At 56.3% G+C, this 25808-nt stretch carries 31 protein-coding genes and 1 tRNA gene; 19 read left to right on the top strand and 13 right to left on the bottom strand.

Annotation, left to right across the window (positions count from 1 at the left end):
* Positions 1 to 7 precede the first annotated feature (7 nt).
* A complete protein-coding gene (gene rpiA / locus ACR0IM_RS04765; protein WP_480589589.1) occupies positions 8 to 793 on the bottom strand; it encodes a ribose-5-phosphate isomerase RpiA in 786 nt (261 codons plus the stop codon).
* Between the two features lie 167 nt (positions 794 to 960).
* On the opposite strand from rpiA, the gene ACR0IM_RS04770 reads away from it, so the two are divergent.
* From ACR0IM_RS04770 to ACR0IM_RS04780, 3 genes are read left to right on the top strand one after another with little or no spacing between them, the layout of a single operon-like run.
* Positions 961 to 1662 carry a glutathione S-transferase family protein gene (locus ACR0IM_RS04770; protein ID WP_480681437.1) on the top strand — a complete coding sequence of 234 codons (702 nt, stop codon included), beginning with the start codon at positions 961 to 963 and terminating at the stop codon, positions 1660 to 1662.
* Between the two features lies 1 nt (position 1663).
* On the top strand, positions 1664 to 3037 hold the full coding sequence (locus ACR0IM_RS04775; protein ID WP_480589588.1) for an L-serine ammonia-lyase: 1374 nt from the start codon (positions 1664 to 1666) through the stop codon (positions 3035 to 3037).
* Positions 3038 to 3059: 22 nt separating this feature from the next.
* Complete coding sequence (locus ACR0IM_RS04780) at positions 3060 to 3470, top strand: GFA family protein (protein WP_480640675.1); 411 nt, start codon at positions 3060 to 3062, stop codon at positions 3468 to 3470.
* Positions 3471 to 3503: 33 nt separating this feature from the next.
* Here the strand turns inward: ACR0IM_RS04780 and ACR0IM_RS04785 are convergent, their stop codons facing one another.
* Positions 3504 to 4211 (bottom strand): thiamine diphosphokinase, encoded by a 708-nt coding sequence (locus ACR0IM_RS04785; protein WP_480681000.1) that lies wholly within the window; start codon positions 4209 to 4211, stop codon positions 3504 to 3506.
* Between the two features lie 289 nt (positions 4212 to 4500).
* Here ACR0IM_RS04785 and ACR0IM_RS04790 point away from each other — a divergent pair, with 289 nt between their 5' ends.
* Both ACR0IM_RS04790 and ACR0IM_RS04795 read left to right on the top strand, forming a co-directional pair.
* A complete protein-coding gene (locus ACR0IM_RS04790) occupies positions 4501 to 5988 on the top strand; it encodes a hypothetical protein (protein WP_480681001.1) in 1488 nt (495 codons plus the stop codon).
* Positions 5989 to 6171: 183 nt separating this feature from the next.
* A complete protein-coding gene (locus ACR0IM_RS04795; protein WP_480589584.1) occupies positions 6172 to 6732 on the top strand; it encodes an N-acetyltransferase family protein in 561 nt (186 codons plus the stop codon).
* 39 nt (positions 6733 to 6771) lie between these two features.
* On the opposite strand, the gene ACR0IM_RS04800 is transcribed toward ACR0IM_RS04795, so the two are convergent.
* From ACR0IM_RS04800 to nthA, 5 genes are all read right to left on the bottom strand, one after another.
* Positions 6772 to 7014, bottom strand: a complete 243-nt coding sequence (locus ACR0IM_RS04800; protein WP_480640678.1) for a DUF2842 domain-containing protein — start codon at positions 7012 to 7014, stop codon at positions 6772 to 6774.
* Positions 7014 to 8309 (bottom strand): adenylosuccinate synthase, encoded by a 1296-nt coding sequence (locus tag ACR0IM_RS04805; protein WP_480589582.1) that lies wholly within the window; start codon positions 8307 to 8309, stop codon positions 7014 to 7016. Before ACR0IM_RS04805 ends, ACR0IM_RS04800 begins: the two co-directional genes overlap by 1 nt.
* 211 nt (positions 8310 to 8520) lie before the next feature.
* Entirely contained in the window at positions 8521 to 8859 is a 339-nt protein-coding gene (locus ACR0IM_RS04810; RefSeq protein WP_480681003.1) for a nitrile hydratase accessory protein, read from the bottom strand.
* On the bottom strand, positions 8856 to 9533 hold the full coding sequence (nthB, locus tag ACR0IM_RS04815) for a nitrile hydratase subunit beta (protein WP_480640680.1): 678 nt from the start codon (positions 9531 to 9533) through the stop codon (positions 8856 to 8858). The genes ACR0IM_RS04810 and nthB overlap by 4 nt, the downstream gene beginning before the upstream one ends.
* On the bottom strand, positions 9530 to 10144 hold the full coding sequence (gene nthA / locus ACR0IM_RS04820; protein ID WP_480681004.1) for a nitrile hydratase subunit alpha: 615 nt from the start codon (positions 10142 to 10144) through the stop codon (positions 9530 to 9532). The genes nthB and nthA overlap by 4 nt, the downstream gene beginning before the upstream one ends.
* A gap of 151 nt (positions 10145 to 10295) precedes the next feature.
* Here nthA and secG point away from each other — a divergent pair, with 151 nt between their 5' ends.
* The 11 genes from secG (at position 10296) to ACR0IM_RS04875 (ending at position 20162) form a co-directional block, all read left to right on the top strand.
* Positions 10296 to 10664 carry a preprotein translocase subunit SecG gene (gene secG, locus ACR0IM_RS04825; protein ID WP_480681006.1) on the top strand — a complete coding sequence of 123 codons (369 nt, stop codon included), beginning with the start codon at positions 10296 to 10298 and terminating at the stop codon, positions 10662 to 10664.
* A gap of 159 nt (positions 10665 to 10823) precedes the next feature.
* Complete coding sequence (locus ACR0IM_RS04830) at positions 10824 to 12467, top strand: CTP synthase (RefSeq protein ID WP_480640681.1); 1644 nt, start codon at positions 10824 to 10826, stop codon at positions 12465 to 12467.
* A 103-nt stretch (positions 12468 to 12570) separates the two neighbouring features.
* A complete protein-coding gene (locus tag ACR0IM_RS04835; RefSeq protein ID WP_480640682.1) occupies positions 12571 to 13344 on the top strand; it encodes an isocitrate lyase/PEP mutase family protein in 774 nt (257 codons plus the stop codon).
* 122 nt (positions 13345 to 13466) lie between these two features.
* Complete coding sequence (locus tag ACR0IM_RS04840) at positions 13467 to 13916, top strand: tellurite resistance TerB family protein (RefSeq protein ID WP_480589870.1); 450 nt, start codon at positions 13467 to 13469, stop codon at positions 13914 to 13916.
* A gap of 20 nt (positions 13917 to 13936) precedes the next feature.
* The gene (locus ACR0IM_RS04845) at positions 13937 to 14374 is read left to right on the top strand and encodes a tellurite resistance TerB family protein (RefSeq protein ID WP_475210207.1); all 438 of its coding nucleotides are present in this window, start codon (positions 13937 to 13939) and stop codon (positions 14372 to 14374) included.
* A 5-nt stretch (positions 14375 to 14379) separates the two neighbouring features.
* Positions 14380 to 15102 carry a phosphate/phosphite/phosphonate ABC transporter substrate-binding protein gene (locus tag ACR0IM_RS04850; RefSeq protein ID WP_480681439.1) on the top strand — a complete coding sequence of 241 codons (723 nt, stop codon included), beginning with the start codon at positions 14380 to 14382 and terminating at the stop codon, positions 15100 to 15102.
* A gap of 146 nt (positions 15103 to 15248) precedes the next feature.
* Positions 15249 to 16025, top strand: a complete 777-nt coding sequence (locus ACR0IM_RS04855) for an ABC transporter ATP-binding protein (RefSeq protein ID WP_480589575.1) — start codon at positions 15249 to 15251, stop codon at positions 16023 to 16025.
* A gap of 33 nt (positions 16026 to 16058) precedes the next feature.
* On the top strand, positions 16059 to 16772 hold the full coding sequence (locus ACR0IM_RS04860; protein ID WP_480640683.1) for a transporter substrate-binding domain-containing protein: 714 nt from the start codon (positions 16059 to 16061) through the stop codon (positions 16770 to 16772).
* Positions 16773 to 16841: 69 nt separating this feature from the next.
* Positions 16842 to 17729 carry an ABC transporter permease gene (locus ACR0IM_RS04865; protein WP_480681441.1) on the top strand — a complete coding sequence of 296 codons (888 nt, stop codon included), beginning with the start codon at positions 16842 to 16844 and terminating at the stop codon, positions 17727 to 17729.
* Positions 17726 to 18532, top strand: a complete 807-nt coding sequence (locus ACR0IM_RS04870; protein WP_480681007.1) for an ABC transporter permease — start codon at positions 17726 to 17728, stop codon at positions 18530 to 18532. The genes ACR0IM_RS04865 and ACR0IM_RS04870 overlap by 4 nt, the downstream gene beginning before the upstream one ends.
* A 406-nt stretch (positions 18533 to 18938) precedes the next feature.
* Positions 18939 to 20162: a tyrosine-type recombinase/integrase gene (locus tag ACR0IM_RS04875; protein WP_480681008.1), complete on the top strand. Its 1224-nt coding sequence runs from the start codon at positions 18939 to 18941 to the stop codon at positions 20160 to 20162.
* A gap of 192 nt (positions 20163 to 20354) precedes the next feature.
* Here ACR0IM_RS04875 and ACR0IM_RS04880 read toward each other — a convergent pair whose 3' ends face one another.
* The 5 genes from ACR0IM_RS04880 to ACR0IM_RS04900 all read right to left on the bottom strand — a co-directional run bounded on the left by ACR0IM_RS04880 (position 20355) and on the right by ACR0IM_RS04900 (position 24168).
* Positions 20355 to 21395, bottom strand: coding sequence for a hypothetical protein (locus ACR0IM_RS04880; protein ID WP_480681009.1), 1041 nt, complete (start codon positions 21393 to 21395; stop codon positions 20355 to 20357).
* A gap of 91 nt (positions 21396 to 21486) precedes the next feature.
* Entirely contained in the window at positions 21487 to 22011 is a 525-nt protein-coding gene (locus tag ACR0IM_RS04885; protein ID WP_480681010.1) for an RNA polymerase sigma factor, read from the bottom strand.
* Between the two features lie 6 nt (positions 22012 to 22017).
* Positions 22018 to 22980: an alpha/beta fold hydrolase gene (locus ACR0IM_RS04890; protein ID WP_480681012.1), complete on the bottom strand. Its 963-nt coding sequence runs from the start codon at positions 22978 to 22980 to the stop codon at positions 22018 to 22020.
* 581 nt (positions 22981 to 23561) lie between these two features.
* Positions 23562 to 23638: transfer RNA gene (locus tag ACR0IM_RS04895), tRNA-His, on the bottom strand.
* A 47-nt stretch (positions 23639 to 23685) separates the two neighbouring features.
* A complete protein-coding gene (locus ACR0IM_RS04900) occupies positions 23686 to 24168 on the bottom strand; it encodes a GNAT family N-acetyltransferase (protein ID WP_480681013.1) in 483 nt (160 codons plus the stop codon).
* Positions 24169 to 24245: 77 nt separating this feature from the next.
* Here ACR0IM_RS04900 and ACR0IM_RS04905 point away from each other — a divergent pair, with 77 nt between their 5' ends.
* Entirely contained in the window at positions 24246 to 24434 is a 189-nt protein-coding gene (locus ACR0IM_RS04905) for a DUF6324 family protein (RefSeq protein WP_068334412.1), read from the top strand.
* A gap of 4 nt (positions 24435 to 24438) precedes the next feature.
* Here ACR0IM_RS04905 and ACR0IM_RS04910 read toward each other — a convergent pair whose 3' ends face one another.
* Complete coding sequence (locus tag ACR0IM_RS04910) at positions 24439 to 24870, bottom strand: MmcB family DNA repair protein (RefSeq protein ID WP_480589571.1); 432 nt, start codon at positions 24868 to 24870, stop codon at positions 24439 to 24441.
* A 114-nt stretch (positions 24871 to 24984) separates the two neighbouring features.
* Here ACR0IM_RS04910 and ACR0IM_RS04915 point away from each other — a divergent pair, with 114 nt between their 5' ends.
* Together ACR0IM_RS04915 and ACR0IM_RS04920 are read left to right on the top strand one after the other, a co-directional pair.
* Positions 24985 to 25305 carry an ArsR/SmtB family transcription factor gene (locus ACR0IM_RS04915; protein WP_480589570.1) on the top strand — a complete coding sequence of 107 codons (321 nt, stop codon included), beginning with the start codon at positions 24985 to 24987 and terminating at the stop codon, positions 25303 to 25305.
* Complete coding sequence (locus ACR0IM_RS04920; protein WP_480681014.1) at positions 25302 to 25727, top strand: SRPBCC family protein; 426 nt, start codon at positions 25302 to 25304, stop codon at positions 25725 to 25727. The genes ACR0IM_RS04915 and ACR0IM_RS04920 overlap by 4 nt, the downstream gene beginning before the upstream one ends.
* Positions 25728 to 25808 lie beyond the last annotated feature (81 nt).

Consider the following 25808-nt stretch of genomic DNA (forward strand, 5'->3'; position numbering starts at 1 on the left):
TCAGGTCTCAATCGGCCAAATCCGAGAACAGATTGTCGCCACTCTCAACCAACTGGTCCAGTTCGGTGGTGCCAGCATTGATATCGCGCAGTTCAACCCGGCCATCGCCATGGCCGATCACAACCTTGTCGCAGATGTCGATGAACAGTCCATTTTCGACCACGCCCGGCACCTGATTGAGTACCAATGCCAACTGGCGCACGTTACCGATACGCTGCAGGTGCAGGTCCAGAATGTGGTTGCCCTCGTCGGTCACAAAAGGCGCCTCACCGTTCATCCGCAGCATCGCCGAGTTGCCCAGAACATCCATCGTGTCCAGGGCCTCTTGGATCAGGGTCCGCGTGGTTTGCCAGCCAAACGGGATCACCTCGACCGGCAAGGGGAACGCACCCAGCGTTTCAACCTCTTTGCCGGCATCGGCGATCACCACCATCTGATCGCTGGCCGTTGCCACGATCTTTTCCTGCAGATGCGCGCCGCCGCCGCCCTTGATCAGGTTTAGCTCACCATCGAACTCATCAGCGCCATCGATGGTCAGGTCCAGCCATCCTGCCTGATCCAGCGAGACCACCTCGATTCCGACCTCGCGGGCCAGTTGCGCGGTGCGGATCGAGGTCGGAACCCCCTTTAACCGCAGCCCCTCGGTCTGCACCCTCTCACCCAATCGGCGCACCATCCAGGCGGCGGTCGATCCGGTCCCCAGCCCGACACGCATCCCATCCTGAACCATATCGGCGGCACGGCGGGCGGCGACAAATTTGGCTTTGTCGATGGGGGACATATCTCGGGTCATGGCAGCGTTTCCCTGTATTGCTGCAGGGTTTATACGGAATGCAATCGCCAACTGCGAGAGCCAAATCGACCCACTGGCGCGCAAAGATATCTCGAAAATACGCGTTTCCGATTGGAAACGTCGCAATCGAGGCTTCCTGTGTGGTTCCGGCGATGTACATAGATTTTATGAACGCGCCGTATCGTCTGCACTATGCCCCCGACAACGCCTCTCTGGTGATCAGACTGGCGCTGGAAGAAATGGGCCTGCCTTATGATGCTGTATTGGTGGACCGCCGCCGGAACGAGCAAGACAGTGCGGCCTACCGGCAGTTGAACCCGAACGGGCTGATTCCGGTGCTGGACACCCCACAGGGACCGATCTTTGAAACGGCGGCCATCCTGTTATGGCTGGCTGATATGCATGGTCACCTGGCCCCGTCGCCTGAATCACCAGAACGGGCGGCATTTCTGAAATGGCTGTTCTTTGCATCGAACACGCTGCACGCGGACCTCCGCATTCTGTTCTACGCCGAGAAATACATCGACGCCGCGCAGGCCGACAATCTGCGCGCCGGTATCCGCCCGCGTCTGCGCCGACATTTGCAGGTATTGGATTCTGAGGCGGAGAACGCACCAACCTGGCTGCACTCTGAGCAGCCCTCGGTTCTGACCATTTATCTGGCCTGCCAGATGCGGTGGATGGCGCTGTACCCCGCCAGCGCCGACCGCAGCTGGTTTCAGTTGTCGGATACCCCTCATCTGCAAGCGATCCTGACACGGCTTGAAAACCGCCCCGCAACCCAAGCCGCAATCGCAGCCGAAGGGTTGGGGGTTACACCATTCACATCCCCGAGTTACGCTACTCCTCAAGAAGGCTCAGCTACCTGACATGTTTCTATCTGTCTTCGATATGTTCAAAGTGGGCATCGGCCCGTCTTCGTCTCATACCATGGGGCCGATGGTGGCCGCCGCGCGTTTTCTGGACATGATGCGCGCGTCCCCGTTCGAATTTACGGGGCTACGCGGCTCGCTGCATGGATCGCTGGCTTTTACAGGGGTCGGTCATGCCACCGACCGTGCCACCATTCTGGGATTGGCCGGATTTGTGCCCGACACCTATGACAATGATAAGGCCGAGGCCGCACTGGCCGAGATTTCCGAGACGCACTCGGTGACGCCCGAAGGGTTGCCGACGCTGCAGTTCAACCCAAAGGCCGATCTGATCTTTGATTATGAAAACAATCTGCCCGGTCACGCCAACGGCATGATCTTGATGGCCACCGACGCGCAGGGCGATGTGATCCTGCGGCAGGTTTACTACTCGGTCGGCGGCGGCTTTGTCCTGACCGAAGAGGAACTGGCCGAGGGCAAAGACACCAATGACGGCCCGCCCGTGCCCTACCCGTTCAAATCGGCGGCAGAGATGCTGGAGATGGCAAAAGCCAGCGGCAAGAGTATCGCCCAGATGAAACGCGAAAACGAAGTCGCACGCGGCTGCCCTATCAGTTTCGCCAAGGGTACTGCACGCCTTTGGGAAGTCATGAACGACTGCATCGAACGCGGCCTGAAAACCGATGGCATCCTGCCCGGCGGCCTGAATGTGCGCCGTCGCGCCAAGGGCATTCACGATGCTCTTCTGTCTGAACGAGGCATGAACCTGAACGCGCCGCACACCATCAATGACTGGATGAGCGTCTATGCCATGGCGGTGAACGAGGAAAACGCTGCCGGTGGACAGGTCGTCACTGCCCCCACCAACGGGGCCGCAGGAACGATGCCTGCGGTTTTGCGCTATTATCTCGACCACGTTCCCGGTGCTTCGGAAAGCCATATCGAAGATTTCCTGCTGACCGCTGCCGCCATCGGCGGTCTGGTCAAATACAACGCCTCGATCTCTGGAGCAGAAGCTGGGTGTCAAGCCGAGGTCGGCAGTGCCTCGGCCATGGCTGCGGCAGGTCTGTGCGCCGTGATGGGCGGCACACCGGAACAGGTGGAAAACGCCGCAGAGATTGCATTGGAGCATCATCTGGGCATGACCTGTGACCCGGTCAAAGGACTGGTGCAGGTGCCTTGCATCGAGCGCAACGGGCTGGCGGCGATCAAGGCGGTCTCGGCCGCCTCGCTGGCGCTGCGCGGTGACGGTCAGCATTTCGTGCCGCTGGACGCGGCGATCGAAACCATGCGCCAGACCGGGCATGATATGCACGAAAAGTACAAGGAAACGTCTCTGGGTGGCCTGGCGGTGAACGTACCCAACTGCTGACGCTATAAAAGGAGGGGATATCATGCGGGGTCATTGTCTGTGCGGCGCCATACGATACGAGGTTAATCCTCCGACCCTGTCCTGCGTCACCTGCCATTGCGACAGTTGCAGACGGCAGTGTGCAGCTCCGATGACGACCTATTTCGGCGTACGCGACGGCCAGTGGCGCTGGACCGGCGACGCTCCGAAAACCTTCAACTCCTCCCCCGGGGTCGAGCGCAGCTTTTGCCCGAACTGCGGTACGCCTATGTCATTCCGCTCACAATCGATGTCGGGCGTGTTGCACCTGTACGTGGCGACACTAGAGGACCCGAGCCAGTTGGAACCCACGTTGCACGTGGCGCATGAGGAAAAGCTACGCTGGCTGAAACTGGGTGACGACCTGCCCACCTGCATCGGGCCCGACTATACCAAGGTCCAGCCCCTGCCCTAAGCGCGGTCCGCAGCAAGCCGATCTGCCCCGACATCAATCAGCGCGAGCGGGCCAGCGCCGAGTCTGACCCGACAGAAATGCCTGAATGACCTGATCCAAAGCTTCGCGCGGGACCATCACCAACAGTCCCGGCCCGTCCACGGTCAGTTCCACATCCGCCATGACCCGGTTGGACGTACCAACGCGGCCATTCGGTTCCAGCACCAGATCGTCGATCGGCCACTCCAACCCGGTGCAGTGGCCGGTTACGCGCTGAAACGGAAACAATGAAATCACATCGCCGGGCGTAAGGTTTAACCCGATCTGCGGGGGCGCGTGGAAAACAACCTCATGCTCTCCTAACAGGATGCACGGCCGATCCCGCAACCGTATCAGAGCATTAAGCACTGCCATCTGGTGATCCAGCCGACCGCCGAGAAACCCGATCCCCAGCACAATGGGCGCGTCGATGCTGCGCAGGGCCTTGTCGAAATCCGTGCTGTCCTGTTCACGTATCGGAAACAGGCGGTCTGCGGGTATCCGGTCAAGATACGTGCCGCTCAGCGAATCAAAGTCACCGATCACCGCGTCCGGCATCCGCCCCGAATCCATAATTGGAATCGCTCCGCCATCCGCTGCCACGACAGTATTGACGCGAACAAGCATCAGATTCAGGTCGTCGAGACCGATTTCACCACCCCCGACCAGCCCGATTGGCGCCTCAGAGAGCACAATTTGGATATTTTTTTGAAGATTGATCATTTTTCCCGGATTTGGACACATTGAGACCACAAAATGATAGGTTCATGCTGAGAGTTGCGAGCCATGGGTGTGCCCTTCGCCGGGTGAATGGCTCTTGTAGTTTGTAAAGGACGTGCGTCTGATGGTACAGAATAACAAGGTATTAACCGTCTCCTATGGAACCTTCTCGTGCACTTTAGAAGGTTTTGACGATTCCTTTGAGACGATGAAAGCGATTACGGAATACTTTTGCGATCTTGCCGCCGATGATCGGTTTTTCGGTTCTGAACCTCCGCAACCTGACACAGAAATGCTGACGAAAATCGCGCAGCGCGACGCGTCCCGCAAGGTCGAAGCCAGCCAGAGCGACGCTGGCCTGCTGATCCGTGCCACAAACGAACCCGCAACCAACACGCCGGACCTTAACATTATCAACACTCCCCCCCCCTCGCCCCCCACTCACCCCGTGTTCACCGACGCCGAAGCCGTCGAGGACGCGCCTCCCCCTGCCGGTGACAGCATCGCCGCCAAGCTACAGCGCATCCGCGCCGTCGTATCCCATTCCGAGGAAAACTCGGTCATTTACACCGAGGACGAGGAAACGGCCCTGATGAAAAGCACGGCTGGTCCGTCAGACGCGGTCGCCGCGGCTTTTGCGGCCGGTTCGCTGAACCCGACCGATCTGGAAACCACCGAAGAGGTCGACGCACTTTCCGAAACATCCGAAGCTGAACCGGCAATGTCAGAGGCCGAAGAGCCAGCCGCTCGACCCTTGGCAATCAAACCGGAGTTCTCGGCCGCTGAAGTCGAGGGCGAGGTCGAAGAATCTGCCGCTCCAGCTCTGGAAACCCAACCCGAAACTCCGGCTGTGGCAATAGAGGAAGAAGTCGAAGATGAAGCGACCGCACCGGATGCCTTGTTCTCTGATCTCGACGAGAGCGACGAAAGCGACGAGAGCGAACCTGAAGGCGATGAGGTGACCAACATACTCAGCGATGCCGACGCTGACGCAGACCCCGTTGAGGCCACTCCTGAAGGTGTCATGACGGAAAAGGACGAGATCCTTCTGCTGGATGAGATTTCCAGTGTGGAATCCATCTTGGCCGATAGTGCCGGTACCTCGGACGCAGAGAAGCTGGACTTAGAACATGATGTTTCGCGCCTGATGGACAAGGTCGGCGAGCATCTGGACAACCCGGACACAAACAACAATCGCGAAGCCTACTCTCAGTTGCGTGCAGCGGTTGCGGTAACCGAGGCCGAACGCAGTGAAAAAGGTCAGACCGATCAGAAGGATGGTGATCAAGACTACCGCGGCGATCTGTCCTCGGTCGTCAGCCCGCGCCGTCCAGAAGTTGAAATCACCAGCAAACGCCCGACCAATGATACATCGGCGCCGCTCAAGCTGGTGGCTGAGCAGCGCATCGACAACCAGACCAAGGATGCCGGACCAGTGACCCCCCGTCGCGTGACATCCGAGGCCGAGGGCGAGGAAGGTGCTGCGGAAGAAGGTGGATTTGCCCAGTTCGCTCAGGAACAAGGTGCGCAATCACTGCCGGATTTGCTGGAAGCGGCGGCCGCCTATCTGTCCTTCATCGAAGGGCAGGAGCAGTTCTCGCGACCGCAACTGATGAACAAGATTCGGTCGCTCAAGCAGGATGAATTCAATCGTGAGGAAAGCCTGCGTTCGTTCGGTCAGTTGCTGCGCGACGGCAAGATCGAAAAGGCAGGCGGCGGGCGTTTCGCAGCCTCGACGCAGATCGGGTTCCGCCCGGATGACGCGCGCGCCGCAGGTTAATCCCAACTAAACCAATTGACGATGGGCCGGAGATTTCTTCGGCCCATTTTTCTTGCACAAAAGTATCGCTTTTCCCTTTTTCTTCTTTTGCAGGCGCGCCCGCTATGCCGCAGCGCAGAAAAATGGTACGGTCAGGCGTAGGGTGACAGCTTATCCAGCTCCCGTTCAAACAAGGGCCACACCATGTATGAACTGCCTATTCGACGCCTCAGAGTATACGACAGATCAAAAATAGAGAGTCATTTCAACAGCCTGGACACCGAAGCTCTGACATCACGATTTGGTGCTCCGGTCAGTGCCGCATTTGTCCAGACCTATTTGTCCAATATGTTTGGCAACGCGGCATTGATCTTCGGCGCTTTCCCGGATTCCTATCTGCGCGGCGTGGGGGAGTTGCGCGTTCTGCCGGATAATCAGGCGCATGTGGCCGAGGCCGCTTTTACTGTCGAAACCCCGTGGCAGGATCGCGGTATCGGGGATGCTCTGTTTTCGCGGATAATTACAGCAGCCCGGAACCGCGGAATTCGAGAAGTGCACATGGTCTGCCTGGCCACCAACCAGAAAATGCGCCGCTTGGCCGCAAAGCATGATGCAGACCTGAACCTGGTGACAGGGCAGATTCAGGCAACTCTGACCGCTCCCTGGCCTACCCCGCTCAGCGTTGCTGAAGAGATTTCCGGCGAGTACCACGCAATGGCGCGCGCAATCCTTAGCTGGCCCGGGCCGGATCGGAATCCGGGGTGAACTGTCCCAAGCTGTCGCTCCGGGCAGCGTCCGGACCTGTTACTCTAGCGGCTGATCCGGATCTTCTTTGCCGACGCCTTTGAACACGAATTTGAACGGCAGCGCCCAGACAATACCCAAAGCGATGTAGACCAGCAGTTCCAGCCAGATCGGCGGGCGGTCGAGCCAATTCACAATTGTAACAACCGCCACGATATAGACCGGCAACCCAATCAACAGCAGCACCAGCGACCAGCGGCGCCGGGCCTTGTAGCTGAGGCCGGTCTTTCCGTCGTCACTCATCAGTCAGCAAACGGGTCAGTCACCAGAATGGTGTCGTCCCGCTCCGGGCTGGTGGACAGAAGGGCTACGGGGCATTCGATCAGTTCTTCGACGCGGCGCACATATTTGATCGCGTTGGCAGGAAGGTCAGCCCAGCTGCGCGCGCCTTCTGTGGATTCGCTCCACCCCGGCATTTCTTCGTAAATCGGCGTGCAGCGCGCCTGCTGATCGGCCGCAGTGGGCAGATAGTCCAGGCGTTCACCATCCAGCTGATAGCCGACACAGATCTTCAGCGTCTCAAACCCGTCCAGTACATCCAGCTTGGTCAGAGAAATCCCGTTCACGCCACTGGTCGCACAGGTCTGGCGCACCAGGCAGGCATCGAACCAACCGCAGCGGCGCTTGCGCCCGGTAGTGGTGCCAAACTCATGCCCGCGCTCACCGAGGCGCTGGCCGTCTGCATCGTCCAATTCGGTCGGGAACGGGCCTTCACCCACACGGGTCGTGTAGGCTTTGACGATGCCCAGAACGAAATCGATCGACCCCGGACCAATACCTACACCTGTTGCCGCCTGACCGGCGATCACGTTGGACGAGGTAACAAACGGATAGGTGCCAAAATCGATATCCAGCAACGCGCCCTGTGCCCCTTCGAACAAGATGCGTTTGCCCGCCTTGCGTTTTTCGTTCAAAACCTTCCAGACCGGAGCGGCAAAGGGCAGGATTTGCGGCGCGATTTCTTTCAATTGAGCAATCAGCGAGTCCCGGTCTACAGGTTCGATCCCCAATCCCTTGCGCAGGGGATCATGGTGCTGCAATGCACGGTCCACGCGGGCCTCAAGCGTGGCCTCGTCGGCAAGATCAGCGACACGAACAGACCGGCGCCCTACCTTGTCTTCGTACGCTGGGCCTATGCCACGGCCAGTGGTTCCGATCTTGGTGCCTTTGCTGGCGGCCTCTTCGCGTGCGCGATCCAATTCACCATGAATGGGCAGGATCAACGGCGTGTTCTCGGCGATCATCAGCGTTTCAGGCGAGATATCGACGCCCTGCGCGCGGATGGTTCCGATTTCCTTGATCAAATGCCACGGGTCCAGCACAACGCCGTTTCCGATGACGCTCAGCTTGCCGCCACGCACCACGCCCGAGGGCAGCGCATGCAGCTTATAGACCTCACCGTCAATGACCAGCGTATGACCGGCATTATGCCCGCCCTGAAAACGCGCGATCACGTCCGCTCGCTCGCTGAGCCAGTCGACGATCTTGCCTTTTCCTTCGTCACCCCACTGGGCGCCGACAACAACCACATTGGCCATATCCGGTCCTTTTGCGCTGAATTACCAAACTCGGCTCGTATAACGAGGACAAAGCGACAGGGAAACCGGTATTTCGCCGCAGATAGGAACCGTGCTGCGCATGGTGCCACGGGCTGGGACACTATTGGCCAGATGAATAAAGTACACCCAGTTCATCTGACCCCAAAATATCCCGGCAGAGTCGCCCGGGAAGTGCTGCGGGGGCAGCCCCCTAACCGCTTGCGACCAAACGCACGGGCTTCCCATGAGGTGTTGTCAGGTAAGCTTCTTCCCACGCATTTCTATAGTGCACGACTTCCCCCGGAACCGCTGCGCCCAGTTCGTCTAGCAACTGCTCGAGAGTGACCAGCCACGCATGGAAATAGTCGTTGCCCCCGTCCAGATCCCGTTCCAGCCCGTGGCGCCTTAGCGTTTGCGAAAAACGTGCGGCCCAGTCGTGCCAATCGAAGCGCCCAGCCTCGTTCAAGGCCACGGTTACCGCGGACACGTGGGCGTGCCAAGGTTCGGCAAAAACAGGTTCAGGTTCGGAATAATTGGCGCAATCGTTCATGCAGGTTCCAGGTAGCTTTGCCAAAGGTCCAGTACGACTTCGTCCTTTGGGTTTTCCGGGTCCGCCCACAATTCCGAAGCAGGAAAGACTACCGCATAGAGCGGCTCTGGTGCCTCGCCAAACCCGTGCGCATTCGAGTCCGGCAGCACATGCGTGCCGTGCCGCCGCATGATCTTCCCCATCGCACCAGATGCGTAAATCGGCAGGCGCGTATGCCCGCCATCAACCAGTCGATTGGCGGCCGGGTGCAGGGTGCGTACATTCTGCCCAACCTCGTACCGCGCAGGTATATCTGACGACCGATCTGCAGGCCCGCCCTTGGCAAGGGCCGCAGCAACAGATTCGGCTTTCAGAACGCGGGTCGACAATGGGTGCACATCGTCCGAACTTGCCCCGGACAGATCATCCACAGTCAGAACACCCGATTCCACAAGCAGATCAGCAAGGCCCGATATCCATTTTTCATAATAGGAAAACCGCGCGTAGTCCTTGGGCGACAATCTTTCGCGCGCATGGCGCAAGACGTCGATATTCCATTGCCCCAGAAACCCGGCGGCCAACGTCACCGCCAGCGCCCGTTTGTGCCAGTCCTCGGTAAAGACCGGAGCATCTGTAGCCTCGGGCTTTACCGCGCCATCGCCAAAGCGGCCGCCCATATCGTGCACACGAGTCACGAGAGAACCCCGGGCAGGCCCGTGCCGATCATGCTGTCACGGGTAACGAGAGCAGCCAGATCATCCTCGCCCAGCCCATCGGTGTCTTCGGGGCGCATGGGCAGCACCAGATAACGAATTTCGGCGGTTGAATCCCAGACGCGAACAGCCGTCTCGGGCGGCAGCGTTACCCCAAATTCGGAGAGAACCTTGCGCGGCTCTCGCACGGCGCGGGCCCGATATGCGTCGGACTTGTACCACCCCGGCGGGATACCCAGCAAAGGCCAAGGGTAGCAACTGCAGAGGGTGCAGACGACCATGTTGTGCAAGTCGGGCGTGTTTTCCACGGCAACGATATGTTCGCCCTGACGGCCGTAGAAGCCGAGATCAGCGACAACCGGTGTTGCGTCTGCCAGCAGAGCTTTCCTGAATTCCGGATCTACCCATGCTTTTGCAACGACACGCGCGCCGTTCTGAGGACCGATCCTGTTCTGATAGGTGTCGATGATCTCATCTAACGCAGCCGGGTCGATCAACCCTTTGCGGGTCAGAATCGTCTCAAGCGCCTTGACGCGCAGCGCAGGGTCAGGCGGCAACAAGGCGTGCGGGTGTTCGGGATCGTCATGCGGCATGGGTCGCAGCCTGCGTCAGCAATTGCCCACCTGTCCAGTCTCTTTGATGTGATATGGCCCATCACATGTTATGATGCGAACTCATCCCTTGCCCCCGCTGGCAAACTTGCATAAGTACCACGCGATACACGCCACGCTGTACAGGACCACCATGGAAAACGTCGTTCTCATCATCCACCTTCTCTTGGCTCTGGGCCTGATTGCCGTTGTTCTGATGCAGCGGTCCGAAGGCGGTGGCCTGGGTATGGGCGGTGGCGGCGGTGGCGCCATGACAGGCCGCGCGGCGGCAACCGCGTTGGGGAAAGTCACATGGATTCTGGCGGCGTGCTTTATCGTCACCTCGATCACCCTGACAATTCTGGCGGCGCAGAAATCCTCGGGCAGCTCGGTGATCGACCGTCTGGGCGTCCCTGCCCCGGCAGCGACCGAAGAAAACACACCGGCAACAACCCCGTCGGCGGATGATCTTCTGCCTCCGGCTCAGGGCGACAACGCGCCGCTGATCCCTCAGGCCGACTGATTCACTACACTTAGAAATCTGAAAGAGGGCTGCAACAGCATCTTGCGGTTCTCTTGCGCTATGCGCGCGAATCCTTTATACGTGAAGTCCCGTGATGCAGCGGTTTTTCGGAGCCGCCGGGCAGCTGATTTTGACGTCTCACGGGAGCAGCCGAAAAACATGGCGCGTTTTATTTTCATCACTGGTGGTGTGGTTTCGTCCTTGGGCAAAGGACTGGCATCGGCGGCCTTGGGAGCACTGTTGCAAGCCCGGGGATATTCGGTGCGGTTGCGCAAGCTGGACCCCTACCTGAACGTCGATCCGGGTACAATGTCGCCGTTTGAACACGGCGAGGTGTTTGTCACCGACGATGGCGCTGAGACCGATCTGGACCTTGGGCACTATGAGCGTTTCACCGGAGTGGCGGCGCGCAAGACCGACTCGGTCAGCTCGGGGCGGATATATTCGAACGTGCTCGAGAAAGAGCGCCGCGGCGATTACCTGGGCAAGACCATTCAGGTGATCCCGCACGTCACAAACGAGATCAAGGATTTCATCGCCATTGGTGAAGATGAGGTCGATTTCATGCTCTGTGAAATCGGCGGCACCGTCGGCGACATCGAGGGCCTGCCCTTCTTCGAAGCCATCCGTCAGTTCAGCCAGGATAAGCCGCGCGGGCAGTGCATCTTTATGCACCTGACGCTGCTGCCCTACATCAAGGCATCCGGAGAACTGAAAACCAAGCCGACCCAGCACTCGGTAAAAGAGCTGCGTTCGATCGGCCTGGCCCCCGATATTCTGGTTTGCCGGTCCGAAGGTGCGATCCCGAAGAAAGAGCGCGATAAGCTGGCCCTGTTCTGCAACGTCCGCCCCGACAGTGTGATTGCGGCGCAGGACCTGAGCACCATCTACGATGCCCCGCTGGCCTATCATCGCGAAGGTCTGGATCAGGCGGTTCTGGACGCGTTTCAGATCAGCCCGGCCCCCAAACCGGACCTGGCCAAATGGGAAGACGTCAGCGACCGTATCCACAACGCCGAAGGCGAAGTGCAGGTGGCCATCGTCGGCAAATACACCCAGTTGGAAGACGCTTATAAGTCGATCGCCGAGGCGCTAACTCATGGCGGCATGGCCAACCGGGTCAAGGTCAAGGTCGAGTGGGTCGATGCCGAGGTTTTCGACACCGAAGACGCCGCACCGCATCTGGAAGGTTTCCATGCAATCCTCGTACCCGGTGGGTTTGGCGAGCGCGGCACCGAGGGCAAGATCAAGGCTGCGCAATACGCCCGCGAGCACAAAGTGCCTTACCTGGGAATCTGTCTGGGTATGCAGATGGCGGTGATCGAAGCTGCCCGCAACGTCGCAGGCATCGCGGAAGCGGGGTCCGAGGAATTCGACCACGAAGCCGGCAAGAAACGCTTCGAGCCAGTCGTGTATCACCTGAAGGAATGGGTACAGGGCAGCCACAAGGTCGAGCGCAAAGTGGGCGACGACAAAGGCGGTACCATGCGTCTGGGTGCATACAATGCGGTGCTGACCGACGGCTCGAAAGTGGCCGAGGTTTATGGCGGCACTCAGATCGAAGAACGCCACCGTCATCGCTATGAAGTCGACATCAAGTACCGAGAAAAGTTGGAAAAGGCGGGCCTGAACTTCTCGGGCATGTCGCCGGACGGGCGTTTGCCGGAAATAGTCGAATGGTCGGATCATCCGTGGTTCATCGGTGTGCAATATCACCCGGAACTCAAGTCCAAACCGTTCGATCCGCACCCCCTGTTTCGCGACTTCGTGCGCGCTGCGAAGGACAGCTCGCGACTGGTCTGATCGCGAACCAGTCACCGCATTGTGACGGCGGGTGCAAAAAAACCTATACGCACCCGTCCTTTCCACGGTTAACTGTCCGCAACCCAGCGACAGGAGGCCGTCCATGACCAGTCAGATCACCCAAGCGGAGACATTTGCAGCCCTGCACAAAAAGGGCGAGCCGGTCATTCTTTACAACATCTGGGATGCAGGCAGTGCCGGTGCTGTGCGTGATGCCGGGGCCAAGGCGATTGCAACTGGCAGCGCTCCGGTCGCGATGGCGCAAGGGTTCGGCGACGGCCAGAATATCCCAATAGAAACCGCGCTGGACAATGCGCGCCGGATCGTCGCCTCGGTTGACCTGCCGGTGACGCTGGATTTCGAAGGGGCTTATACCGAGGATGTGCTGGGCGTAGCTGCAAATGTTCAGCGCGCGCTGGAGACCGGTGTGATCGGCTTCAATTTCGAAGATCAGATTGTTGGCACCAGCAACCTCTATGACATTGAAACGCAGGAAGCCCGCGTCAGGGCCATGCGCGAAGGCTGCGATGCCGCTGGTATTCCCGCCTTTATTAACGCCCGCACGGATATCTTCCTGAAGGCCAAGCCGGAAACCCACTCCGACGCCATGTTAGACGAAGCGATTGCCCGGGCGAAAGCCTATGCCGATGCCGGTGCCAGCGGCTTCTTTGCGCCGGGACTGAAGGACGAGGCAATGATCGCAAGGTTGTGCGAATCGACTACCCTGCCGGTCAACATAATCGCCCTGCCCGGCACGCCCGATACGGCCACTCTAGCCGGGTTGGGTGTGGCACGGATCAGCTATGGCCCCGTTCCGTATCGGCTGATGCTGGGATGGCTGCAAGAGCAGGCGAAACAGGCCATTCAGGCCGGTTGATCCTTTCGCACGGGGATCATGCTCAGCGTGTTTTTGCCGCTTTGGGAAACCCACCCCTAATTTGCTGCTATGACAGGTAGTCCGCGCTTGGCGGGCTACAAAATATGGAATATCCTCACGGCATGTTGAAGAAGTTCTTGCAGGCTTTTCGCCCACCGCAACACGACACCCTTGCTGACCCGGATGCCGAACTGGCGCTGGGGGCGCTTATGGTGCGCGTGGCGCAGGCGGATCGGGATTATAAGCTTGAGGAAATCAGCCTGATCGACCGTATCCTTGCCCGGCTGTATCAGCATAATGCGATCGAAGCCGCCAAGGTCCGCGCCACCTGTGAAAAGCTGCATGCCGCCGCGCCCGACACCGACACGTTCGGCAAGCTGATCCGTGAAACCACTGACCTGCACGAACGTCTGGCCGCGCTGGACGCCTTGTGGGAGGTTGTTCTGGCCGATGGCAATTCCGACGAGGGCGAAATGAAGATCGTGGAAGAGGCGCGTGTTGCCATGGGGCTGAGCTATAACGACAGCCAAGCCGCGCGTGAACGGGTGCAAAGGCGCTTGGAAGAGCGTTAGTCCCCCTCTATATCTAATTCATGTTCAGTGATTTTTTGGCCCGGCTGACACAGCCCGCCCCCGACCCGCTTGCCGATGATGATGCCCGCCTTGCCCTGACGGCCCTGCTGGTGCGCATTGCGCGGTCCGACAACGACTATGCCGACACCGAGATGGCCCGAATCGACAAGATTTCCGCCGAACGCTATGGTCTGTCTCCGTTCGAGGCCGCCGCCCTGCGCGCCCGGGCCGAGGATCTTGAGGCCGAAGCCCCCGACACAGTCCGCTTTACCCGCGCGATCAAGGAAGCCATTGCCTATGACGACCGGCTCGCCGTGGTGCAGGCGATGTGGTCAGTTGCACTTGCCGACGGGCACCGCACCGGCGAGGAAGACTCGCTGTTGCGACTAGTGGTCAGCCTGTTGGGCGTCAGCGACGTGGATTCTGCTCTGGCCCGCCAAAAGGCTGCCAAATCGTGATCGCGATGCTGGGCATGTATGACATGCCCGCGCTGCAACCGGCGAATGACCGGTTCTGGACGTTGATTCGAAACCACCTTGGGTATGGCCCCGACCACCTGACCCGAGATACGGATGTCTGGCACGTCTGGCTGAACCCCGAGTTGACCTTTGCCCAGACCTGCGGAATGCCCTATCGCACCCGCCTTCACGGAAAGGTTCAACTAGTCGGAACGCCCGACTACGGGTTGGCAGGCTGCCCGCCCGGCTATTACCGATCCATTTTTGTTTCTCGTCAGGATGACCCCCGCGATCTTGGTCAGCTGGCGAGGGGCACCTTTGCCTATAACGAAAACCTGTCACAATCGGGCTGGGCGGCGCCGATGGTTCATCTTGAAACGCGCGACCAGCAACCCAACGCCATCATCGCAACCGGTGGCCATGCGCAATCCGGATACGCAGTCGCAGAAGGTAAGGCAGATTTCGCCGCTCTGGACGCGCTGACTTGGGAACTGCTCAAGGCACACACCAACCTTGGCGCGGTACTGCGCGAAGCCGGAAACACGGTCCCGACACCCGCCCTGCCCTATATCACCGCCACGGGCCAGGACGCCGCTGCAATCGCCCGTGCCGTTCGCGCCGCGATTGGCGACCTGCCACAGCCAGATCGCGAATTGCTTCATCTTCGCGGTCTGATCGACATCCCGGCGGGTGACTACCTGTCGGTTCCAAATCCGTCTCAGGTTTAGACAACCGGGCTTGCTTGCTGACCGATTTGGTCAATACCTATGGTCAATTTGGCCGTTTCAGCCCCCGATGATGTCAATTGCGCATTGCATTGCCCCGATTTTTAAGCCCTAGTACCGCACCAACACAGACAACACATGGGCCATCCGTGACAGATTCCACTCCCGTCATCGAAATCAACAATCTCCACAAGAGTTTCGGCAATCTGGAAGTGCTGAAAGGCGTCGATATCACAGCAAGACGCGGGGATGTTGTTTCGCTGATCGGGTCGTCCGGTTCAGGCAAATCTACTCTGCTGCGTTGCTGTAACCTTCTGGAAGACAGTCAACAGGGCGAGATTCTGTTCAAGGGCGAGCCGGTGCGCTGGTCCGGCAACGCGCACCACCGTCGTCCTGCTGACCCGAAACAAGTGATGCGCATCCGCACAAACCTGTCGATGGTGTTTCAGCAGTTCAATCTGTGGTCCCATATGACCATCCTGCAAAACGTGATGGAGGCCCCCGTCACCGTGCTGGGCCGCGACCCGAAAGAGGTTGAAGACAGCGCCCGCAAATACCTGGAAAAAGTAGGCATCGGTGACAAATGCGATGTCTATCCGGCGCAACTGTCCGGCGGCCAGCAACAGCGCGCCGCCATCGCCCGCGGCCTGTGCATGGAACCCGAGGCGCTGCTGTTCGACGAACCGACCTCGGCGCTGGATCCCGAGCTTGAGCAGGAAGTCATCAAGGTGATCAAGGATCTGGCCGCTGAAGGCCGCACCATGATCATCGTGACCCACGACATGAAAATGGCCGCTGACATCTCGAGCCATGTCGTCTTCCTGCATCAGGGCCTGATCGAAGAAGAGGGTCTGCCGGAAGATATATTCACGTCCCCCGAATCCGAACGACTTCGGGGCTTTCTCTCCGCCACAAAGGCGGCTTAACTTCAGGACAGAAAACAAACTGGGGAGTATCCAATGAAAAAACTGATTCTGACCACTGCGGCTCTGGCGCTTGGCGCTGGCATGGCTATGGCGGACACCATCCGTCTGGGTACCGAGGGGGCTTATGCACCTTGGAACTTCATCAACGACGCGGGCGAGATCGACGGCTTCGAGCGCGAGTTGGGTGATGAGCTGTGCAAACGCGCCAGCCTGGAATGCGAATGGGTCAAGAACGACTGGGATTCGATCATTCCGAATCTGGTGTCCGGCAACTACGACGCGATCATCGCAGGCATGTCGATCACCGACGAACGTGATGAGGTCATCGACTTCACTCAAAACTACACGCCGCCAGATCCGTCGGCCTATCTGGCCATGTCCGATGGTGTAGACGTGACCGGCGGCGTAATCGCGGCACAAACTGGCACCATTCAGGCTGGTTATGTTGCGGATACCGGCGCCACTTTGGTTGAGTTTGCAACTCCCGAAGAAACCATCGCTGCCGTGCGCAACGGCGAAGCAGACGCGGTTCTGGCGGACAAGTCCTTTCTTGTGCCCTTCAGCGAAGATGGCTCGGGTCTGCTCTTCGTAGGTGACGACGTTCCGCTGGGCGGTGGCGTCGGCATGGGCATTCGTGAATCCGACGGTGAGCTGAAAGAAAAGTTCAACGCAGCTATCCAGTCAATGAAGGACGATGGCAGCCTGAACGAGCTGATCGCAAAGTGGGAAGTGTCCTCGACCTTCTAATACACTCTGCGGCGCGCCTGCCCCTAGGGCGCGCCGCTTCTGAGCCCTCGCCAGTCAAAGAGGCCCGCCATCTTCTCGTTCTGTACTGATCCCGAAACGCTCGGCACGTTCCGTTGGTTCTCCTGCTATCTGACCAACGGCGTGCATTGGGCGTTCTACCTGTCCTTCTTCAAGGTTTTGCTACTGCTTGCGATCACCGCTCCGGTCGCATTGAGCTTTGGCTTTTTGGGCGCCATGGCGGCCCGGTCGCATTTCCCACCGCTCGGCCTGCTGGGCAAGGGCTATATCGCCATCGTTCGCGGCGTGCCGGATATTGCTTTCTTCATGTTCTTCGTGATCGCGCTGGATCAGGCGTTCGAATGGACCCGTCACAAGGTTCTGTGCCCGGAATGGACTGACCCAATCCGGCAGGGCAATGACTTCATCGTCTGTCAGGCTGCCAAACTGCCGCTGGGGACCGCCCCGGAATGGGTGCACGAAACCTACGGCTTTTTTCTCGCTGTTATTACTTTTTCCATCGTTTTCGGCGCCTTTGCGGCCAACGTCCTGTTCGGAGGTATGCGCGCCGTCCCGCACACCCAGCTGGAAACGGCCGAGGCCTACGGCATGACCCGCCGCCAGACCTTCTGGCGCATCCTGGTGCCGCAGATGTGGGTCTATGCCCTGCCCGGCCTGTCGAACCTGTGGATGGTGCTGATCAAGGCCACGCCGCTGCTGTTCCTGCTCGGCATCGAAGATATCGTCTATTGGGCGCGCGAGCTGGGGGGGTACAAGAACCCTAAATTCACCCAATACCCGCATGGCGACTGGCGCATGTGGTATTTCCTCGCCCTGCTTGTGTTCTATCTGGGCATGACCCGCGTGTCGGAGATTGGTCTTGAACGGCTGATGCGCCGCCTGTCTCACGGTCAGGCGACCTCGGGCGGCGAGCTGTTGCGCAAGGAGACCACCGCATGAGCTGCTTGCAAACGATCCAAGACTATGGCTTGCGCTCGATCGGAATCGGCGAACGTCTGCTGCCCCGAAACGATTTCACCCTGTGTGAGCAGTTCACACTGATCGGTTCAGGCATGATCTGGAACATCTATTTCGGAATAATGGCGTTGGCGACTGGATTTTTTCTGGCCACCACCCTCGCCCTTGGCAAAGCATCCACGAACAAATGGCTACGCAAACCGTCGGAATGGTTCATCTTCCTCTTCCGGGGTTCACCGTTGTTTATCCAGTTCTTCTTTGCCTACTTCCTCTTCCTGTCGCTGAAGCACAGCTTTCCGTTCTTCGACGCGCTGACCTCAGCCTGGCTGGGTGCGTTAATCGTGCTGTTCTTCAACACCGCAGCCTATTCTGGTGAGATCTTCTATGGCGCGCTCCGGTCGATCCCCAAGGGCGATATCGAGGCCGCAGATGCTTATGGCATGACCGGCTGGTTCCGTTTCCGCCGCATCATCTGGCCGACCATGCTGCGACTGGCGTGGCCTGCCTATACCAATGAAGCGATCTTCCTGTTCCACGCCACCACGCTGGTCTTCTTTTCGGCTTTCCCGGTGTGGCAGCAACGAGGTGATGCGCTGTACTACGCGGGCTATTTCGCGGACAAAACGTTCAACCCGTTCATCCCCTACCCGATTCTGGCTTTCTACTTCATCCTGCTGACCCTCGTGGTCATTTGGGGGTTTGGCGTGGTCAATAAGCGTTTGAACCGGCACCTGCCTGCGGCTAAACGAACCAAAATGAATCTGAGACTGAACCTGGCGCGCTGATAACGGGCGCGCCACCGGTTTCTTGGACCAGAACCATCTGAAAAAGAAACAGCAAACCCATGCGCGTCACACGCGCTGTATCAAGTGCCTATGGAGGGAGATGGTACCGCCTCCCTGGCTTGAACAGGGGACCTCTGGATCCACAAGGGGCCCTCTAAATTGAAATTAAAGACACCCTTTCAAACTACTATCTGATTCGTAAATTATTTTTGGGCAGAATTTTGGGCACGGAATTTTGTGAGCCTATCTTTCATTACCATTTTAAATGGAATTCAAAGTGTAATCCGGTTAGAGAAAATGACAAAAACAGGATTTTTTCCCTGTAAGGACAAATATTTAGACACATTGACTCAAATGAAAATTGATAGTTGGCTTGACTCGTTCACCTAATTCTCGGGGTAATGAGATGTCAAAAAAGAAAGCATGCCTATCCGGAAACCCAAGAATAGAAACGACCAATGGAAAGAGCTATTGGGTTCAGGCCTACTATACACCAACCGGTCAAAGAAAGCGGGTCACGGCCCAGTCCGAACGTGCGGCCAAACAGGTGGCCAAGCAACGATTGGCCTCCGAATTGCGCGAAAAGGCGATCACACACGGTTACACCACGTTCGAGAAATTTGCAGAAAAATTCATCAGTGACAGTTCTGCTGGTCGCGATGGAGAACCAGCTCTTCAGCCATCGACGATCTCAGGGTATGAGTCTTACCTTCGCAATTGGATCAACCCACGACTTGGCCCGATTTCACTTGGTGAAATCGACAAACCTAGAATGCGAGAATTTCGCGATTACTTGATTGCGAACTGCCCAAGCCGAAACACCGCCAAGCACGCGCTAAACCTCGCGAAAGCTATCCTCGGGTATGCAGTTTTGCTCGACGCCGTTTACTCAAACCCTGCTGAGGGCGTGAAAATCAAGTTGGATTGGAGCGAGCAAGAAGACATGAAAATGGTTCGCATCCCTTCCGACCAAGAGGTTGCTGAACTAGATGAAATGGCCTTTAGTCTCTACAGGTCCGACGACACCCGTATTGCACGAACGTACCGCAGGTACTATCCGCTGTTTCTAATTCTTCGCATGACGGGCGTAAGAATATCGGAATGCCTTGGATTACAATGGAGCGATTTCGGAGTTGGGTTTTCTTCGGTTACGGTCAACAGAAAGGTTGATCGAGTACGAAAGGAGCAACCACTAAAGGAGCGCGTAGGGAAAACCAAAACAAAGAACGCGCGTCGCACGATACCCATACCGCAGTCAGTTCGCCCAACACTCGCAGAGTGGCGTCTCGCCTGCCCTGCGACCAAAGAGGGTTGGGTGTTTCCAACGCGAACAGGTCAGCCGTTGGACTACAACAACGTAAAAAACAAGTTCTGGAAACCACTGCTAAAGCGCGTCAATGATCGGCGCGGGCAACAACTCATGCCGCCAATAACGGATCATGGTCTTCACGGCTTGCGGCATTTCTTTGTTTCGGTGTTGGTCAGAGCGGGACGAATAAAGGAAGCGTCAGTACTAGCTGGTCATAGCTCTGTGGCTTTCACGCTAGATCACTATGGTCACCTAATTCCCGGCGATCAGCAGACCTTGGATGAGATCACGAGGATTGTCTCACAAAATCTCATAGTTTGAACTAACTCCACTCATTTGGATTCTGCAGCCAAAGCGCTAGCCTCGACCGCATGCGACGAAAAGCAGATCAATGGTATTGACCAATGATGCTTTCTGCACGTGCACAGAATTGCAATAAAGAAAAAAACATGTACGGAATCTGTTTCCGCTTGAGTTAAAGGGCTGTCTGCAATTCAACTCAAATCAAAGAGATCATTGCATAGACGCATTAGCAATGGAAGCTGAGTATCGTTGACCGAAATTCCGGTCTATTCCGCTCGCTAATAGGTCACTAATCAGCAAATCGATCATATGATCAAAGTGGATTTTAAATTCTGCTAGCTCAGGTTTGTGCGCAGCATATGTCCTTATGCTCGCCAAAGCCGAAGCATCTTGACCCAAGATCGTTTGTAGATAGGCAATACGAATATTGTCATCTGGCTCACGCTCGCCTAAACTTTCATCAGTGGTTTCAGCGGTTAGTCGATCAATTGCCAATTGAAAGTCTCGCTCTGAAGTCAGGTCAAATGGCGCAGGGTAGTCAGGGTTAATTGCTCGCTTTGTCAACCCCGCTACATAAGCATTGCCAACTTGATCCCCATTTTCTTGCATTGCAGAAAAAATCTCTTGGTACGCTGTCTCACGATTTCCTAGAATAAAATTCAGCCTAGCATAACGCAGAGATCGTTCGACGTTGGATTCTTCAGCACCTAATGATGAAAGTTCTGCTCTTAGCGTTTCAAGTTGCGCTAAGTTATAAGCAGATGCCTGCGTTGCCCGAATCTTTTGGAAGACGAATTCGCCGATGTGATTGGTGGGGATCAACTGCGCTCCCAAAATACCAACAATTAAACCCGCGGTCACCAAGCCTGCCTGAGGTGACCACTCTTTCAATTGCATGTTTGTGAGACGTTCTCGCAATCGATCAGAAAACGATCTAACATTTTTTTGTGAATCGATGCTGGAACTATTTTCTAACTGTCGGGCAATGGCTTCTTGTTGAAGTTCTTCGAGCACTTCTTTCGTAGGATGTAAGCCTTCCAGCAGAGCTTTGCAAAGATCGCAACTCTCGACGTGAGGACCGTAAGTTTCACGCAGCTCTTCATTTTGGTAGAAATCCAAGGCCACGTCGAAGGGTAAGTGCTGACTCCAAGAAGTTCCGTCAGAGGATAAGTCCTCCATGCGCTTCAAAAGCTCATCAGCATTTTCAATACTAGGCTCCTCTAGTATCTGTTTTCTCTTGGAAAAATCCATACTTAAACCCCAAGCTTCTAGTGTTGTGACGCACCTTCTCAACAAAAGAACTGCAGAACGTGGCAGTTTTTTACACGGAGAACGTACTTTTTTACCCTTCAATCGAAAGCACGGACCTCAACCGCTTTCGAAGCCTGTGAAGCCTGACGCCAGTAGAAACGTATGATGAGTTTGTAATGGTTGCGATTTCACTAACGGTACGACCAGCTATTGCCAGTTCAAGAACCTCTCGATCTTTGTCATTAAGAGACTTCGAAGCAACTTCTAGGTCGATCCAAGATGTATCGGTTTCCGCGGACTCTTCAATACTGTTTGAAACCTCTGCAAGAACCTCGCTTTCCTTCGTTCTTTTTCGAACGTGATCGTGGTGTAGGTTCTGCAAAGTCGCAAAGAGGTAACTAAGTGCTTGTTTTTCTGTCGTTACCTTATCTATCGCGTCGTATTTCAGAAATCTCAAAAAAGCTTCTTGTGTAAGATCTTTGGAAAGATCGCGATCCCCACGACACCTTTTGAATCCAAAGTAAAATACTGCGGGATATGCCTTGCGATACCAATCTGACCAGGCGCCTTTGCTCAGTGGCTGAGAATGGATTTTCTTAATAAGGTCATCCGTCATGAGTACTCAATCTGTACTCGACATTATTATGGCCGCGCGATTGAAACACTCGCTTGGTGTCTGACCCGTTCGTGCCGATTGCATGACTGCAAGTTTCAGCAATTTAGGTGCAATATCTTCAACCTTCTGTCTTGGAAAAAAGAACTTTGATCGTATTTCGCAAATCGAATAGTAACGACGGTATAATTCGTTGAGCAGCACAACCCTTTCTTGTGCATCATCGCAGTTCACAAACCGTTGTGACCTAATCTGAAAAACCTTAGCCAACTCTTCCTGAACATCGTCCATCAATGCTAGATATCTTACATCTGATCTGCTTGCTGGCTCCTTGATCCCTGCATGCCCTTGGTCGATCAAATGTGGCGGGGGATTGTTAAACCGCGACAAGGAAGCCTTAGAGTCGTAGCGAGAAACCACCGCATCTTTCATTGCTACATTCGTTCTGATTTTGATCTTGCGGTGATTTTTTCCTTCTTCTTCAGGCCGGTAGATACGCTCGGTTATATCTAACAGTAGCCTCTCACAATAATCTTCTCTGCTCAGATTGCGCAGTTGCCTACTAAGAATCCATTTGAATACAGTCCTTCGCGCCAACCATGCTGCCCATTTACCGTTTAACGGAGAAGCAAAAAGCGAGATAAGTTGGATTTTGTCAGATGGGTGCTGCTCCATCCGCCCTTGCATCGCTTCTTCACGCAGAGCACTCAATATCATGATCCCGCCCATGCTGTGACCAACCATCAGAACTTTGTCTTCTTGATGTACCAGTAGCTTCAAATCGCTGACAAGTCGTCTACATTCCTCGTCAAGGTCACGACCGGAAAACAATCCCGTTGGATATCCCCAAAGCAAAATATCGATTTTTGGTAAATCTGGGTCACCCGAGATGAGCTTGGTGAAGTGATGCCACGTCTCAGTGTAGTGCCCTCGCATAAAGCCATGTACGAAAACAACTGTATCAAGGTTCAATTGCGGTTCATGAAATTTAGTGCGCTTATCTACGCTCGTGGACAACGTCCCGAGATTTCTCCTGACTCCGCGGTTTGATGTGCTTAGTGGTTTCATTTTCAAAATACTGTGGTGATCAAATCACGTTGAACGATACTTAGTGCTACAACTGTTATACTAGACTAATATTTTGCTAGAACTATATAGAATTAATGTGCTTTCTTTAATATGTAAGTCTTGCTCAACGACAGGCCTTCTCAGCTCAAGAGAAGACCATCATTTGTATGACAGGCCGATTGACCGAAGTAGCATGCCTGTTAACTCTCAGACCAAAAACTTGTCCATGCAAACTAAATCCACAAATCGGTATTTTGACAGCCTTGGTTTGCAGTTTAGTTGAGCATCTCCCAATCAGTGCAATCTGAGCTTACACCCGATCGACATTTTTGGCGGTTTGAGTGTCTGTTTCACTCACATTTTTGGGCAAGTTTCGGGCAAGCTACAGTTTTACCCCCTGTTTGTTCGACATCAATCCGTAGTAAAAAGAACCCAATTGGCCATCCTATGTGCCAAGTTTCAAACAATAATCTGTCAGTGAAGTATGGTACCGCCTCCCTGGCTTGAACAGGGGACCTCTGGATCCACAATCCAGCGCTCTAACCAACTGAGCTAAGGCGGCACTCGTGAGGGGCGATGTACCGAACGCGCCGGGGGAATGCAAGAGGATTAAAGCTCAATTCTCCAGCTTTGTTCGACAAGATCGACCCCAAACGAATGCACAGATTTGCTGTCCAGTAACTGCCATCCCTTCGCCCGATACAGCGCACAAGCCGCCCGATGGCTTTCGTGGGTCCACAGCCGCATTTCCGTATACCCGGCACTGCGTGCAAAACCCATGCAGGTATCCAACATCCGCTTTCCTAACCCCTGCCCCCGGACCTCTGGCAGAAGCAGAAAGAGCCGCAGTTTTGCAGTTTGGTCATCCAGCGCGACACAGAAGATGCTACCCAACCTTTGCCCAGCGTTCTCCGCGATCCAGCCGCTCTCGCGCGTCGAATCGTGATCGGCGGTAAAGTCGTCCAGAATGCGCTGGACCAGAGCACCGAACGAGGCATCGAACCCTTCATCCCGCATGTAAAGCCGATGGTGCTGCTCTACTAACCAGGGCGTGTCTGTGGCGCGAAAGGGTCTGATCCGGACGTTCTCCATGACGCATCTGACCGCAAAGGCAGCTTGATTCTCAACCCTTTGCGCGCTAGCACGAACACTCAGTCCCGGAGGCGAACATGGGCATCAACACCGAACGCGACATTCAGGCAAACCTGCAGATCGGCCCTACCGATCAGGGCATGATACGGTTGTTCATCGAGGCCGATGGCATCGAGATTCCGATGGATTTCGACCCCGAAGAAGCCGAGGAAATCGCGGACGAAATCCGCGCAGCGGCGCAAGCGGCTCGCGCAGTAAAAGGCTGAGCCTTCAGACCCGGGGATCACGCAGCGCCTGCAACCGGCGGGCGGCATCACCTGCAAATTTCTGGATCATCTTCTTTCGTCGGGACGGCGCAAGCTTATCTTCCGGCGCCATGCGCACGATCTCGGCATCATAGGCGTCAGCAATAATCAGCCCGGTCTCGGACGGCAACAGATCGGTCGGGAAATCGGTATCGACGGCCCAGAAAAACCGATCGCACCACTCAAGATATCCCTGCCACTTGGAATCCGACTGATAATCCGCGCGGCTGGACTTGCATTCGACCACCCACAGCTCGCCTTTGGGGCCCAACCCCATGACATCGACGCGCAGGCCGCGGGTTGGCACAAATTCCTCAACAGAAACAAAACCATGTGCCCATAAATGGCGCGCTACGCCACGGGCCAGTTTCTGTCCGGGTTGCAGATCAAGGGTCATATGAGCAATGTGAACAATTCGTGAACAAAAATCAAGAACCACTTCACGCTTGACATGATACCCTTTGGTACTCCATATATATGATACCAAAAGGTATCGCTACTGGTGACGCAAATGCAGTCTCAAACCCAAAACGCATTTCGTGCGCTGGCCGACCCAACCCGCAGGGACATCGTACAGATGCTCGCTGTGCAGGACATGACCATCGCACAACTGACCCAGCGGTTCGATATGACCCGTGCCGCAGTCAAAAAGCATCTGACCGTCCTGTCAGATGGCGGTCTGATCACGGTCGAGACGCGCGGGCGGGAACGTATCAACCGACTGGAACCGCAGGGCATGGCCCCTGTTCTGGACTGGCTCAGCTATTTCGACCAATTCTGGGACGAACGCCTGAACAACCTGAAAGAAGCCATTGAAAGGAAAGACAGATGACCCATGCCGTTCTGCAAAAAACGATCTTTCTACGAGCTGAACCGGAAACTGTCTGGGCTTACCTGACCGATCCCGACCGGCTGGCCGAGTGGTTTCACAAACCCGAACGCCCCCTGGCTGCCGGTCAAAAGCTTGAGATGTTCGGAACGACTAGTGGCGACTTGTTGATCTGGGGCGAGGTGCGCGTTGCCCGGCGGCCGGAGTATCTTGAATACACATTCACCATCAAACCCATGGGCGAGGCTGTCAGCGTAGTAAAATGGACGCTGCAACCGGTCGCAGGAGGCACCCGGCTGGCCCTGCACCACGAAGGCCTGCCACAGGGGGCCGAGGCCTTTGGCCTGATCCTGTCGCTCGATAGCGGCTGGGATGAGCATTTCGGCAAAATGCGCACCGCCTTGCACGAAACAGTTGATGCCTGACCCCTTGTGCAAACCCGCCGCAACCCCTACTTAGGCGCGTGGCGGGTTCTGCCCTTCTTGTGACCGGTAGCATTCTGGTGG

It is taken from the genome of Ruegeria sp. BF6 (genome assembly GCF_056538665.1).